The organism is Acetivibrio clariflavus DSM 19732, from assembly GCF_000237085.1.
GTDB classification, from domain to species: Bacteria; Bacillota; Clostridia; order Acetivibrionales; family Acetivibrionaceae; genus Acetivibrio; species Acetivibrio clariflavus.
Genome location: NC_016627.1, coordinates 3,972,723 through 3,988,004 on the forward strand (window position 1 = coordinate 3,972,723; position 15,282 = coordinate 3,988,004).

Annotated in this window: 9 protein-coding genes; all 9 read right to left on the reverse strand. The window is 36.3% G+C overall.

Going from position 1 to position 15,282, the window contains the following annotated elements; translation table 11 throughout:
* Positions 1 to 28: 28 nt before the first annotated feature.
* Positions 29 to 952, reverse strand: coding sequence for a hypothetical protein (locus CLOCL_RS16550; RefSeq protein WP_014256409.1), 924 nt, complete (start codon positions 950 to 952; stop codon positions 29 to 31).
* A gap of 1 nt (position 953) precedes the next feature.
* Entirely contained in the window at positions 954 to 1,748 is a 795-nt protein-coding gene (locus tag CLOCL_RS16555) for an ImmA/IrrE family metallo-endopeptidase (protein WP_014256410.1), read from the reverse strand.
* Complete coding sequence (locus CLOCL_RS16560) at positions 1,738 to 2,136, reverse strand: helix-turn-helix domain-containing protein (RefSeq protein WP_014256411.1); 399 nt, start codon at positions 2,134 to 2,136, stop codon at positions 1,738 to 1,740. The genes CLOCL_RS16555 and CLOCL_RS16560 overlap by 11 nt, the downstream gene beginning before the upstream one ends.
* 289 nt (positions 2,137 to 2,425) lie before the next feature.
* Complete coding sequence (gene addA / locus CLOCL_RS16565) at positions 2,426 to 6,190, reverse strand: helicase-exonuclease AddAB subunit AddA (protein WP_014256412.1); 3,765 nt, start codon at positions 6,188 to 6,190, stop codon at positions 2,426 to 2,428.
* A 40-nt stretch (positions 6,191 to 6,230) separates the two neighbouring features.
* Positions 6,231 to 9,704, reverse strand: a complete 3,474-nt coding sequence (gene addB / locus CLOCL_RS16570; protein WP_014256413.1) for a helicase-exonuclease AddAB subunit AddB — start codon at positions 9,702 to 9,704, stop codon at positions 6,231 to 6,233.
* Positions 9,705 to 9,963: 259 nt separating this feature from the next.
* Positions 9,964 to 10,476, reverse strand: coding sequence for a signal peptidase II (locus CLOCL_RS16575; protein ID WP_014256414.1), 513 nt, complete (start codon positions 10,474 to 10,476; stop codon positions 9,964 to 9,966).
* A gap of 25 nt (positions 10,477 to 10,501) precedes the next feature.
* Positions 10,502 to 10,915, reverse strand: coding sequence for a hypothetical protein (locus tag CLOCL_RS16580; protein ID WP_014256415.1), 414 nt, complete (start codon positions 10,913 to 10,915; stop codon positions 10,502 to 10,504).
* A gap of 380 nt (positions 10,916 to 11,295) precedes the next feature.
* The gene (locus CLOCL_RS16585) at positions 11,296 to 12,831 is read right to left on the reverse strand and encodes a beta-barrel domain-containing protein (protein WP_014256416.1); all 1,536 of its coding nucleotides are present in this window, start codon (positions 12,829 to 12,831) and stop codon (positions 11,296 to 11,298) included.
* Position 12,832: 1 nt separating this feature from the next.
* Positions 12,833 to 15,058 (reverse strand): peptidase domain-containing ABC transporter, encoded by a 2,226-nt coding sequence (locus tag CLOCL_RS16590; protein ID WP_014256417.1) that lies wholly within the window; start codon positions 15,056 to 15,058, stop codon positions 12,833 to 12,835.
* Positions 15,059 to 15,282 lie beyond the last annotated feature (224 nt).

The following is a 15,282-nucleotide window of genomic DNA, read 5'->3' on the forward strand; positions in this document are numbered from 1 at the left end:
CCGGTGGTGGGTAGTACTATAGATATAGTCAGTATATTATTTTAAAATCCTTTTCATTCAGAAGTCTGTCAATCAACTCTTCACACTTAAAAGATTCATATCTTTGTTGTATGTCATATTCACCTACAAAAAAGACGTTAACATTTCCTTTAAAAGCCGATTTCATTATTTCAATCATATCATCTCTATTGGTTAGTACCCCATCCCTATACATTTTGTATACCAATGAAGATGTTGTCAATTGATAGGGCTCTTTTCTTCCATGGTGTTTTAAAATATAATCGTTTACACTTATTACCTGAGACCTTATCCTCATATCGTCGCTCAGAAAAAAATACCGTCCCATAGGAATTCTTGTTAGAACTATTATACAAATAAGTATTAATTCCTCCGCTATACTGTCCCCTTCGCTTTTATGTGCTCTGGCATATTGAAAAAAAGCAGTGAATAGCTCTCTATCCCCAGGATTTGTACCTTTAAGCTTGCCGGACATACGCTTGTCCATTTTCTCAATAATTTCACTTGTCTTCCCCTTATATTTGCATACTTCTTTAATGGCATACCCCAACAATCTGTTGGCTTCCTCGGTACTTATATTTAATACCTCTTTCAAACAATCATATACTAATTCTTCATCGAAAAGAACAATTTTAAATCCATTATCGCTAAGTTCCTTAAAATATTGTATCTGAGACTGATGTAACTCAAAGGAATTGGCCGTCAATTCCATCAATACTGTCCTGGTTATAAATATTACATCAGCTTTGCTTTTCAAATAATTAATTATAATCTGACTGTTGGCCGAATTGGAATGATGCAAAACAGAGCATGTATCATAAAACAAGTAATTATGTGTTCTGGCAAAGGCATCAACCACTTCATCTTTTCTATATATCATATATCTTTCGAAGGAACTGAAATTTAAAGGAATCACTTGATACTTTTTGGCCATATTAGTCTTTTTTCCTTATAATAGAATATATTTTTTCTATTTCGCCAATAATCCGGTTAAAATTATACTCAGACATCAGTTGTTTTTCTACCAAATCAGTTCCTTCAATTTTCAGCATTTCCAACAAAAAAGGCATTTCATCTTTGAAAGTAGGTTCAAGTATATCCTTGTCCAACCATAAAGAATCAAATAGCTCTTTAATTTGTTTGTCCTCATATTTCAGCAATCCTTTAACCTCTTCAACCTTTTCCAATATCTCTAATTCATAAAGACGTATTAGTACCGCAACAAAAGGAGAACTGAAATAGTTCATCAGTTTTGCGACTATTTTTTCAATTTCCTTATTATCATCTTTATACAGATCATACATTTTTCTAAACTCTACTTCCGGCATCAGCAAATTTGCTGCAAAAAGGTTTGCCTTACATTCATTATCATTAGAAGCGTAATCCTGATTAAAATGTACTTCTCTTTTTTCATTGAGATATTCCGGTACTCCATTAAGAATATGGTATATATCGTGGCAAAAAGAAAAATACATTTTGTTTCTTGGTTGACTTGAATTCAGAAGCAAATACTTGCTATAGCCTGTATCCAAAAAAACAGCCCCAAAGTCTTTGTCGGCCAATGGAACTTGAAAAATTAAAACACCCAGTTTTTCTCCAATTTCTTTCATGATTTTTGGAATATTTCCGTCCCATCGAACCTTATCATTAAAGATTTTAATGCTCTCTTTTACATTGGCGGTATAGGTTCTGTTTTTGATAATAATTTCTTTAAATCTTTTAAAATCCATAATCCGAAACCTCTAAAGCATCTTTTTGTAATTTCCTCCGAACTCCGAGAATTGCATCTATATGCTCCAATAAATCAAAAACTTGGTTAGCTAATTTTTCCTTGTTCTCGTCCACAGCCCCCATATAGAATGCTATCGAAGCAGAGTCTTTATAATCTGGGGTTGATAAATCCAGTTTTTCCTGGAGGAAATATTTGATATCTTTATCCAAAGCATTTGATAAAGATTGCATATCTTCATACGTAACAGGCTGAACACTGTTAAGAATTCGCGATAGTTTATTCTTTTCTATCCCGGTGCGTTTAACTATAAATGCCTGTTTAATTCCATAATGGTCAATATACTCATTAAAATTTTGTATAAATAAATTTTGCGTATAATCAGTCATGTTAATCCCTCCTTATATATTGTATCATATTTTGATACAATAATTCAACTTTTGCAAAATAATTAAAATATTCTAACTTGTCAGTTTATAAAAACTATATATTTGTATTATATATTGATATTTATTAGTCCACTATTTCCGTATAGAGATAGGACATTACTTATTTAAATTTAATAATTGATAAAAATTTACGATATATTGTATAAAAAACCTTAAAGATGCAGAAATTTATTCCTATTTGCTTTAAAAAAAGAACAGCTTACACTGTTCTATTTATCATATTCTCCTATCAAAACTTAAGAGCTTCCCCGTTCCAGAAAAGGTATATATACTTCTCCTTGACTTTCTTTCCGGAAAGCATCTCCAAAGCCCTGGCATAATAGTGAATCTGTACCCTGTACCTCTCTTTAATCATTTCAACATTGCCTGGAGATACATAATCGGTTTTATAATCTACCAGCACAATACCATCCGGTTCTTCAAAGTAGCAGTCAATAACACCTTGGAGAAGAATTGTCTCGCCGTGGCAGACCGCGTCCCCCATTTCTCTGTACAGCTCATAGCAAGGAATTTCTATATTGAACGGTACCTCCCGGTTTATACTCTTTGAAGTCAGCATTCTCTTTCCAAGAGGAGATTTCAGGAACCGCCGGATTCTGTCGGTATCCACAGTTTTTGCCTGCTGCTCGGTCAGTAAATCCCTTGCCACCATTTCTTCAATCTGGGCTTCAATATCTTCCCTGTTGTAATCCAAATGCTGCATGACAAAGTGGAGTATCGTACCTTTCTCTGCATAGCTCAGGCCCTTCTTCCCTTCCAAAAACATGGGCTTCTTTATTAAAGTCGGAAGGTAGTCAGGAAAATCCATGGCCTCCTCAGAAACCATTATATTATAACGTCTTTTAAGTTCGGTCACCGAAACCTTTGCAGGTATCCTGGAAGCTTTTGCATAGGCATAATTCCAGCTTAACCTTCTGACTATTTCTTCTGTATATTCTGAAGGTTCTTCTGATTCTTCCAAACTGTCCAGCCACTTGATGAATTTACTTTCCACCTGGTCATCTGAAACCCTGCCATTTTGCATATCACTTTTATTCCATATTTTTATACTCCATATCGAAGGATCATCCCAAAGCTGCCCGTTGAAATCCTTTTCTATACTTACGCTGTCCCGAAGCTCACCGCAGTTTTTGTGCCTTATCAGCGCCGGACCGATCCAGTCCAGGTAATTGGCAGCTTTTATCATCTCATAGGACGGAAGCTTTTCCTCCTGAACTTCTGCACTGGCTAACCACTTCCCTACCGTCTTGCCTGCATCTTTTACTGCTCCTGTAATAATAAGCTTTTCACGGGCTCTGGTCAAGGCAACATATAATATTCTCATTTCTTCCGAAAGGGTTTCGGCTTTAATCTTTTCCCGGATAGCTTGCTTGGCTGCCGACGGCCATGACAGACGCAGTCTGTGATCCACTACATCAGGGCCAAAGCCCAGGTCCTGGTGCAAAAGTATGCTTTTATTCATATCCTGCATATTGAATTTCTTTCCACAGCCGGCAAGAATCACAACAGGGAACTCCAGCCCTTTGCTTTTGTGGATACTCATTATACGTACCACATTATCATTCTCTCCTAGAATTTTGGCGCTCCCCATATCACCTCTGCTGCTTTTTAATTTGTCTATAAAGTTTATAAAATTGAACAGCCCTTTATAACTGGTTTCTTCAAATTGCCGCGCCCTCTCGAATAACTTTCTCAGGTTTGCCTGACGCTGCTCTCCTGCCGGCATGGCTCCCACCATGCTATAGTACCCGGTGTCGTTATAAAGGTGCCACAGCAATCGATTAGTAGACATATACAGCGACATTTCTCTCCACTTCTGAAGTTTTTCAAGAAATGCCAAAGCTTTAGCCGCCGTTTCTCCCTGACCGCTTTCAGCCAGCTTTTTCATTGCCTCATACAGCAACGCCTTTTTGTCAGCAAGCCTCAACTCCGCCAATTCATCGGTGGTAAAACCTACAATTGGTGAACGCAGCACCGATAGCAAAGGAATGTCCTGTAATGGATTGTCTATAATCTGCAAAAGGGACAGCATTACCTGCACTTCCACCGTTTTGAAAAGACCGGTTCCGGTATCGGCAAAGACTGGTATTCCCATCATAGACAGCTCATCCACAAAGACCTCCGCCCAATTCCTTGTAGTCCTCAATAGTATTACAATATCGCGGAATTCCAGCTTGCGGTATTCATTTTTGTTCTTGTCAAAAACAGAAAAATGCCGTCCCTCTTCATCCGGTTTCATCATTTCAAGTATTCTCCGGGCCACCAGTCTTGCTTCACACTGGACATTGTCAAGCATTTCCTCATCTGTCTCATCCTCGTCCCCGTTTTGTTGCCCTTCCTCACTTTCATTTTCAAAGGCAGTCATATCTTCTTTATCTCCTGTCTGAATCAGGTGAAGTTCTGCTTCTCCACCAACAATCATATCTTCTCTGTCCTTTTCAGGGAAAACCGCTCCCGGATTCAATGCTTCAGTATCGGTATAATCCAGTTCCCCAACGCTTACCGACATAATCTGCTTAAACAGGAAATTAACCGCATCAACCACTTCCTTGCGGCTTCTGAAATTTTTAAAGAGTAAAATTTTACGATAGGGGTTCCCTCTATCCGGTGAATAAGTATTGTACTTTTCCAGGAACAGCTCGGGTTTTGCCTGACGGAAGCGATAAATGCTCTGCTTGACATCTCCCACCATAAATACATTAGGCCTTACTGTGTCCTTCCTGGATATCATTCCAATGATATTCTCCTGCACCAGATTACTGTCCTGATATTCATCCACCAAAATCTCTTCAAAACGTTCCTTGTAGCCGAGAGCCACTTTAGACGGTTTTACGCTCCCATCTTCCGCTTTTTCAGTAAGGATTTCCAGGCAGAAATGCTCCAGGTCATTAAAATCCACCACAGATTTATAGTTTTTCTTTTTTTCATATTTTTGGGCAAGCTGTTTTACCAAGCCTGCAAAATATTTCATTTTGGGATACAGGTTTTTCATATCAATTATGATTTCTTCCGAATCGGATATAACTATCTTTTCCCGTAACTTTTTTATTTCCTGCTTTACATCGTCCCTAATTTTCTTTACAATTTCCTGTTTGCCCTTGTCGACTTCCTTCCCGCAACGGGGAAGTGTCGCAAACTCAATGTTATTTATTGCATTAAAAATACTGTCCCATTGTGTTTTTCCGCTTTCATTAAATAGTTTCAAAACAGCCTCAATGTTGGCAAGGTCGTCCATGTACACTGCCTGGTATTTTTCCAGCCCTTGAGCGTATTTCAGTATATCCAGTGCATGGGTCATCATTTTTTTCAGGCCTTCAAATTCAATCTTTACAGTATCCAAAAGCACCTTTCCCCAGGGTGTTTCTCCAAAATCCGTCCCATCCGGAACGTTTAAATTCTCGGTCATTTTTTCCAGCCATTCTTCCGGCCATGGACTGCTTTGAATGAAATCATACAAACTTAATACCATATCCTGAAGTGCTCTATCATCCCTGTTACCTCCATAGCACTCCAAAAGCTCAAAAAATTCGGCATTTCCAATTTCGTATTGTTCATCAAACACTTCACTTAAAGCCTCCAGCTTCATAAGCTGGCTTTCGGTTTCATCAGCAATTCGAAACCCCGGATCTATGTTAATCTGCTGAAAATTGCTGCGTATCACGTCCAGGCAAAAGGAATGGATGGTGGTAATACTGGCTTTCCCCAACAGCGTAAGCTGCCTTTGAATATTGACCGAACCGGGATCCTTTTCCACTCTTTCGGAGATGGCTTCTGCAATTCTTTCCCTCATTTCAGTGGCAGCAGCGTTAGTAAAGGTAACCACCAGAAGCTTGTCAATATCTACTGGATTTTTTTCATCGGTGATTTTGCGTATAATTCTCTCCACCAGCACCGCAGTTTTTCCTGCACCTGCCGCAGCAGCTACCAGTAGATTTCCGTCATTTCCGGTAATGGCTTCCCATTGTTCTTCGGTCCATTTGTTCTTTTCACTCATTTCTTAATCCACCTTTACACCAAACTTTTACTGAAAACCATCAGCTTTCGGAATCTGAAAAAAACTCTGCCTTTTCTTCCTCTTTTGCCATCAGCTTCCATATTTCTTCGTTGTCTTTATCGTAAAGGAGCTTGTAAGAGTTTTCTTTCATTGCAGTATCAAACTGGCATACCGATAAAAAACTGCAGTATTTGCAGGATGTGGTCCCCTTCTTTTTATATGGCTTTATGGACACATTTCCTTTCATAATCTCATCGCACAAATCTTTCAAAAGCTTTCTTATATATTTTCGAAGCAGCTTGAACTGTTCCAGTGTGGCTGCTGAGGTGTTTTTCCCCAGAACGTCCCCCTTGTTGATGGTAGCAGGTATTATCATGGAAGTACCTTCAATGCTGTTATCCATTGCCCGGATCAGCTTTACATCTGCCAGCAAAAGGCCTCTCATTCTCAGCTGCCTCATAATTGCTTTTTCAACCTCTTCTTCCGTCATTCTGCCGCTTGTCCTAATTATCGGATCATCAATCTTAAAATACAGTACACCTCCGGGAAGCATCGACTTGTCTGATGTTTTATCACTGTTTTCCCAAAGGGCATCCATATAGGTAATCAATTGAATCTGCAGTCCATAGAATACATCCGACAATTTGAAATCCTTGCTGCCCGATTTGTAATCAACAATTCTTAAATAGGTGCCGTCCTCAGTTTTCAGTTCATCCACCCGGTCAATTCTCCCTGTAAGGTAAATTTTTTCACCGGAATCCAGCTCAATTACAATGGGAGGATACTGCCCTTTTTCTCCGAAAGAAACTTCATATGCCACAGGGTTAAAACTGCTTCTTCGAATGTGTTCGGCAATAAGCCAGATGGCTCTTGTCATTACACGTTTGAGCCTTATAATAAGAGCGGTATACCTTTTGGAAGTAGCCACTCCCCACCCCTGCATTTTCTCAAGCATTTCATCCACGATTTCCGAAACCTTTGCACTGCACCATTCTTTATCAAAGCTTCTCCAGGAAATATCCCCTTCGGAAACAAGCTTTGAAAATCTTTCAATGACAGCATGCATAAATGTGCCCACATCCGGCGGACGCAAAGAGAATACTTGCCGTTCTTGTACTCTAAGTCCATACTGTACATAAAACGCAAAGGGACAGGTTGCGTATTTTTCCAGTCTGGATATACTGGAAAACGCAGGATTCCCGTAAAGCTCAATAATTTTATCATGACTTACCGGCTGCGCCAGGTTTTTATATCGGAAAGCACTCCGGAGTGTATTACATTTCTGCTTCCATTCTTCCTGAGCTGCAAACCAGCGGTATGTTTCCTGCCAAAGAGAATTGATTTCTTTTCCATCCGCTTTTTGCCGTAAAGCTGTTATCATGTGCTTAAATGCAGATGTACTGCAGGACAAAAGTTCCATTTCCTCCGATGCCGAACCGGAAGAAAGGATATTGCTGGTTTCAGTAATGTCAGGAAACAGTTTTCGAAGCCGGGATATAACTAAGGAAGGCCGTAAAGTCCTACCCTCATGGTCTGCAATAGACCAACTGATCCTCAAATAACTTCCGGCCGTGGTCAATGCCCTATATACCAGGTACTGCCCGTCAAAAGCCTGTGTCCTTGTATCGTTGGCCAGTTGGATCCCGGCGTTGTTAAGTGTAACTCTGTCCCGATCCGAAAGAATGCCTTCTTCCACTTCTGTAGGCGGAAATATTCCATCATTGGACCCTAATACATACAGCGCTTTTACCTCATGGCTTCTTGAGCGTTCCAGGTTTCCTACAAGCACCTGATCTAAAGATGCGGGAATCAATCCAATTTTATACTGTTCAAAGGCAATCTTTAGCAGATTGGCAAACCGCTCAATTCCAATTGATTCATCCCCCATAACCTCTACAATCTGGTCAAAAACCTCCATGACTATATTCCAGACCTGGGAATATTCATTGGCAAGGTTCAGGTTTCCAGCCTCTCTGAACTTTTCAATACTGTCTTCTATTTTCTCCGGAACCCCAAGGGTGCAAAGAAAATCATAAAGGCTTTCACACAATTCAGAGGCTTTTATACGTCCCCTGGTTTTCTTCCTGAAATCCATCAGCGGTGCTAAAACCTGCGCCCGGATGTGATTGATATCTTCAAGCATTTCCTCTTCATCCTCAAGGCTTCTGTCATCGGGAAGTAGCCCACGAACCATTTTCCATTCCCCTTCTTCAGTCCACCGGCTGCCCCTGATGCCACAAACCAGGACAAAATTCTCCAAACGGTCAATACTGTCCTGGTCAATGCCGGTCAAGCCGGTTTTGAGATAACGGAACACCGCTTCATAGGACCAATTCTCAATGAAAATATCCAACATGGACATAATCAGCCGAACTAAAGGATGATTGGATATATCCACCTTCCGGTCAATAAAACAGGGTATGCCATATTCGGAAAAAACAGCTTCAATCAGCTTTTCATAACCTTCAAGGTCTCCCGTAACCACGGCAATTTCCCTGTAGCGCATTCTTCTGTCCCTGCACAGCCTAATAATATCCCTGGCACAGGCTTCAACTTCAGAAAAAATATTTATGGAAGAAAAGAGGGATATATCCCTGGTCTTTCCGTTATATTTTTTATAGGGATATGTGTAAAAATACCTCTCTAGATGGGAAAGCTCGGGACTTTCGCTAAAGCGGTACAACGGCTCTTTATCCAATATAACAGCCGACTCCAAATCAATATTATTTTCCTCTGCTATTTTTACAAGCTTCCTATATGCCTTCTTAACCGGTGAAAAGATATCGGTATCACAACAAACTTCTTCCGTATCAAGGCAATCGGTGCAAAAACTAATATTAACTCTCCGAGCCTTTATCATTAACTGTCCGATCATTTCATATTCCTGAGGAGTAAACCCGTTAAAACCGTCAATCCAAATCTCAGCCCCGTCATAAAGGGAAGTGGAGCTAAGCTTTCTTGCTGCCGTGATCAGGTCATCATCCGGATCTCTGTACTTTTCTGCAAGGTTCTTCTCAAACAAAGTATATATTGCAGTCAGATCCATTAGTTTGTTTTTCAAAGGATCTTCCTCTTCAAGCTTTTTTGCGACATCTTCCAAAGCTTCCGGAGTCACATTATATCTCTTAAATTCAGTAATCATGGAAGACAATATATTAACAAATCCTTGCCGGTCGGTAGTTTTGGAAAACACCCGAAATCTATCCCGCATTTTATCCAGAATCCTGTAAAGAATCATGCATTTGCCTGCCTGATGCATATGCGGATAGGTAATGCCACCTGTTTCATTGAAGATTCTGTAAGCCATGCGGCGAAAACTCAGTACCTCAGTCTTAAGAATACCTCCTGTTCCAAGCACTGTAATAAGATCCCTTTCAGCCTGAAAGGAAAACTGCTCAGGAACCAGCAAAATCAACGGATGCGTAACTCCATCCGCAAGCTTTGTTTTGATTTCCTCAAGACAAAAACGGGTTTTACCGCTGCCCGCCCTACCGTATATAAACCTTAAACTCATATGTTCTAGCTCCAATATCCATGTATTTTAATTCTAAACTTTATTTTAGCATATAATTTTTGTAATAAGACAAACAGTATTCAGCTGAATAGTTATATAATTGCTATCCATCTATAATAATTGCTATATTGTTTAAAAATATTTATATAATTTAACATCAAATTATTACATTTTACAGCCATTGCACTTTATAGTTCACCAAAGATTTGTTGAATATGAGTCAAACATCCTTTTTCAGCCACAAAACCCGCTTTTCCTTCTATTTATCTTCTACCTTCAGTCCTAATATTTTTTTTAAAAGTAGTAAGTCATCTTTTATTGATGAGGAAAAAGAAATATTTTTAATCATGTATACAAAGACATACACATTTGCAATTATGAGATAAATGTCTTTTAAATCACAAACTGTTTTATTTAGCAAAATGTAGTCTAAGCTTCCGCCCAATACTATTTTATCTGTAATGGAACAAATAGATGCTGAAATAAACAATGCTAATATCAATTTTGTATGGAAATTCAAATACCCTAGTTTGTAAAAACGATAATACAAAAATATTAAAATTAGTAGTAATAAAAAATTTATTACTATTAAAACAGAATTACTTACTCCCATGCCTAACTCTTTATTTAAAAATGACATTTGAGTTTTGTTGATCAATGGCAGAAAACCTACAAATCTATTAAATAGTAGTATTTTAGTATCCATAAAGTTATTATATATTACATACTTAATTATTAGATCAATTGCTGTAAGTAAAATAACAATAAACATTTGGACCTCCCTTAATTCTTTTAATTTATTCTATGATATTATTTTTGTAGTAAGTTTCGAGAAATAAATCCTTTTCCTTTATAGCAAAAATGTAACTCTCTCCCTTTACATTTATTTTCAGTTTAGAATTTGCTAATGCAAGGAAATTGAACCCCGCTTCTGTTTCTTCAATATTTTCAATGTCACAAAAATTTATAATTCTTTCTAGAAAACCGGCATAGTAAATATTTATACCTTTATCATCAACAGTACAATAAGAAGTAAATATAAATATTAATGAAATGATAAAAATAGGTAAATATAAAATAATCACCACTATAATTGCTTCTTTCAAAGAAAATACTACTGACTTACTTAAACTTAAAATCATTGTAGCTATAAAAAAAGGTAATACTAAATATAATAAATATAAAAATTCCACTTTAAATTTAAATTTCAAGATATCACATCCTTTTATTTACAACTCCGAAACCATTTGTTTATTTTTTCCACATATTAATATATTATTAATAAATAATCAAACAAGTCAATCTAACTATTTTTGATTAAATATCATATTTTACTTATGTGTTTTAGTCTTTTTTTAGAATTTAGAAGATACGAAAAAACGAAAAATGAAAGTGTATTAATCTTAAAATATCAATTTTTATAACTGAAAGGTAAAGTTAATATGGCAAAATACAAAAGTAAATACATATTTTAGTTGATGTTACAAATTATAAAAAGTAAAGTTTATAATAAAATTTCAATTTTTATATAAGCTATTTTTTAATAAATGTCACTATTTTTACAAATTAATTCTGTTAAAATCTAATTTTATCAGTCTATCAGATCTATTTTTTCCAGCAGCCAGTACAATATTTTCTTTGACCCTGTTACAACCTGTGCTTCACAAACCATACCTGACTTAATTTCCTTGACTTCTCCTTTATAACTTTTCATTTCATGATTATCAAGAGTAGCTTCAACTATATAATAGCTTACACCGTTTTCGCTATCAATCCTCGCATCAGTGCTTATCTTTTTCACTGTTCCATCAGCTTCTCCATATTCACTGTAAGGTAGTGCAAGAAAACGGTATTTTATTCTCTGCCCTTCCTTTACTTCTGCAATATCCTTATTATTCACCATTAATTGTACTTTGTACTGAGTAGCTGTATCCGGTACAATTGCAGCAATTTCTACTCCACTTTGCAAATAGTCTCCTTTGCTTATCTCCACATAAAGGTTTATCGTACCATCTATTGGTGCTTTTACTGTTGCTTCTTCAATAGTCATTTCAAGTTTTTTAATTGCACTTCTGGCTTGATCCAAATTATTCTGATTTGCAATTAATGCATCTTCTATTTGTACCAATGTATCTATCTTCATTTTCTCCATCTTAATTTCCGGATTCTGACCCTTATCATTTAATTTTTTAAGAACAGACTTTGCTTTTTCCATTGATACGCTCACTTCATCAATGCTTTGCTCATTTTGTGTTATTGATGCTTTAAGGTTCATCATATATTCGTTTTTATATTTATCCAAATTCAAAGTAGCAATATCCATCTCGTTTTTTGCCGTTTCCAGTTCTTGTTTCGATATCGCATCCAATTCATAAAGCTTTTTTAAACTAGAATAGTTATCAGCACATTGTTGTTTTTTCATCTCAAGCTGTTTAACATTCAATTCATAATCATTATAGCGGTTGAAAAATTCAACTTCAGATTCATCAAAAAGGTTTTTTCCAACTTTTATAGATTCTTCAAGCAGCTTTAACTTTTCGAGTGTATCACTTACTTTTTTATAATTAATTTGCGCTGACTTTAATGATAATTCCATTTCATTTTTCAATTGCTCAGTATCAAGTCTCTGGTTAGTATATTCTTCGTTACTTACAGTTCGGCTAATTTCATATTGCTGATAACGGTTATAATAATCAGCCTCATCTATATTTTTACTGTCAAACAGATTCTTATTTTCCATTATACTTTGCTTAAACTTAATCAAGTTTTTATTTTCAGTTTCAAGCCGTTTTATCTGATTTTCATACACTGTTTTTTCTGCCAATATTTTATCAATTCCAATCGAATACAGTACATCACCCTTTTTTACTTTCTTTCCTTCTTCAAGGTTATTTATTTCAACATATCCCGTAACAGAATTTCTTATCGTACTTATTGTATCTCCTGGTCTTACCGAACCGGTCGCCTTTACATAATTATCAATTTCTCCAAAATACGCCCATGTTAATGCTACTGCTATTATTGCAAGCACTATATATATAAAACAAGTCATAAAAAAGTGAGGTTTTGCTTCAAGCATCTCACGGCTATCTGTTAAATCATTAATATTTTGGATATATATCTTCATTTTATTTCACCTCCCTTGTTGCTGCCGTTTCAGAAACTGCCTCTGCTAATGGGTTAAAAGATTCTGACGCTTCTGATAACTGCTCTTTCCACAGTCTGTAATAAACACCTTTCTTGTCAATCAACTCCTGATGTGTTCCGCTTTCAACAAACTCACCTTTGTCCATAACATAGATTTTATCACACCTCATAATAGTAGATAGCCTATGTGCAATAATCAATGTAGTAATTCCCTGTGTATGTTCATTTATAGTTTTTTCAATCGCCTTTTCTGTAATTGAATCAAGATTACTGGTTGCCTCATCCATGATAAGAATATCCGGTTTCTTTAGCAGCGCTCTTGCTATAGCTAACCTTTGTTTTTGTCCCCCTGAAAGGTTTGATCCATTCTCTTCCAACATAGTCTCATAACGTAATGGCAATTCATTTATAAAATCATGGGCTTTTGCCATTTTTGCTGCTTCTATAACAGTTTCCATGTCTGCATTTTCTATACCAAGTGTCAGATTTTCATAAATTGTTCCGCTGAATAGGAATATATCCTGAGAAATATAGGCTATTTTTTCGCGCAGATAATTCATATTTATATCTTTTAAGTTATATCCATTTATAAGGATTTCTCCTTTTTCCCATTTATAAAGGTTTAACAACAACTTTACCAACGTTGTTTTACCGGAACCGCTTTCTCCAACAAAAGCAATTTTTTCACCACTATTAATTGTTAGATTAATATTTTTTAGCACTAATTGCCTGGTTCCATATCTAAAGTCAACATCCTTAAACTCAATACGTCCCTTTAAAGACTTTGGTGTAATCTTCTTATCCTCGTTCTCACTTTTTTCAATTTCAAGATCCAGTATTTCTCCCAACCTGTCCGAAGCGACAATTGCCGTCTGCATCATTGGCTGTAAATTAATTAAGTTTTTTATCGGGTCAAGAAAATATATAAGCAGTGCATTAAAAGACAGCAACTGTCCAACTGTCATATCTCCCTTGATAACTCTATATGCACCCACCCAGAGTATTACTACGCCTCCAATAGTGGCAACAAAGTCAGTTAATGAAGTTTGCAGATTGCTTATCCAACCGCCTTTAAATATACTTTTCAATAATCTTATAAATTTCTTTTCAGTTTCAATATTAGCCTTTCTTTCAGCATTAAAAGATTTTATAGTTTCGATACCATTCAAAGATTCAACCAGATAAGATGTAAGCTGGGCACTATCCTCCATCTGTTTTCTATTAATATCCCGTATAGGTTTATTAAACGAAAACACTATAATTGCATAAGCTATAACCATTATAAATGCGATAGCAAATAGATATGCACTTTGAGAATACAGTATAATACCACCTGCAATAGCCATTAATGTATCAATCATTATAGTAAGCGTAGCCCCTGATATAGCTTCTCTCACTTTTGATGCATCCATAAACCTTGAAACTATTTCTCCAACTTTTCGAGTTCCAAAAAAGTTCATCGGCAGCTGCAGTACATGGTTATAGTATCCAAGTATCAAAGAAATATCCAGTTTTTGACTCAGATATAATAGCAGATGTGATCTGAAAGCATTTAGTAATATTTTAAATACATTTAGAAGGATGATTCCAATCGACACAATATGAAGTGTCTTTGAAAGATTATTAGGCAATATGTCATCCATCATAAATTTATAGTAAAACGACCCTAAAATCCCTAATACTGTATAAATTAGTGATGCAAAAAAAATATTAATTATCAGTCTTTTTTGAGGAGCTAACAAACCAAAAAAGCGTGAAAATATTCCTCTTGTCTCATTCCCTTTCTTAAACTGCGCTGAAGGCACAAGCAATATCAAAATGCCTGTCCATATCATAAAGAACTCTTCAGGTGTATATTTTACCACACCTTTTGCCGGATCAGCTACAATTACTTCCTTTTTTGTTATCTTATGTATAACTACATAGTGCAAAAGACTATTATCAACAACTACATGAGCTATAGCGGGTAATGGAAATTCTGAAAAAAAAGCTTCTTTATCTCCTCGAACAGCCTTCGCAGTAAAACCTAGCTGTTCAGCGGCCTTAATTAAACCATATACATTTGTCCCCTGTCTATCGGTTCCAGCAGTCTCACGAATTTTTGTTATAGGAATTCTTAAGCCATATTGTCTACTTATTGTAGCAAGACATGCTGCCCCACAGTCTGTTATATCATGTTGTTTTATGCAATAATACTTTCTGAACAATTAAATTACCCCATTTTACAATAAATTAATTAGAATTATATAACAAAATCTGTTTTACAGTAACTTATTTATTTTCTTTTATATAATTTAAAATAATATAATCAACTTTCGCACGTGAATAATGTGCACTGAACATTGAAAAATCAATAGATTTGGGCAATAAAAAAATACAAGAACCCCCTTCTATGTGATATAATAGAAGTATCCAAACCCTATTAAATCGA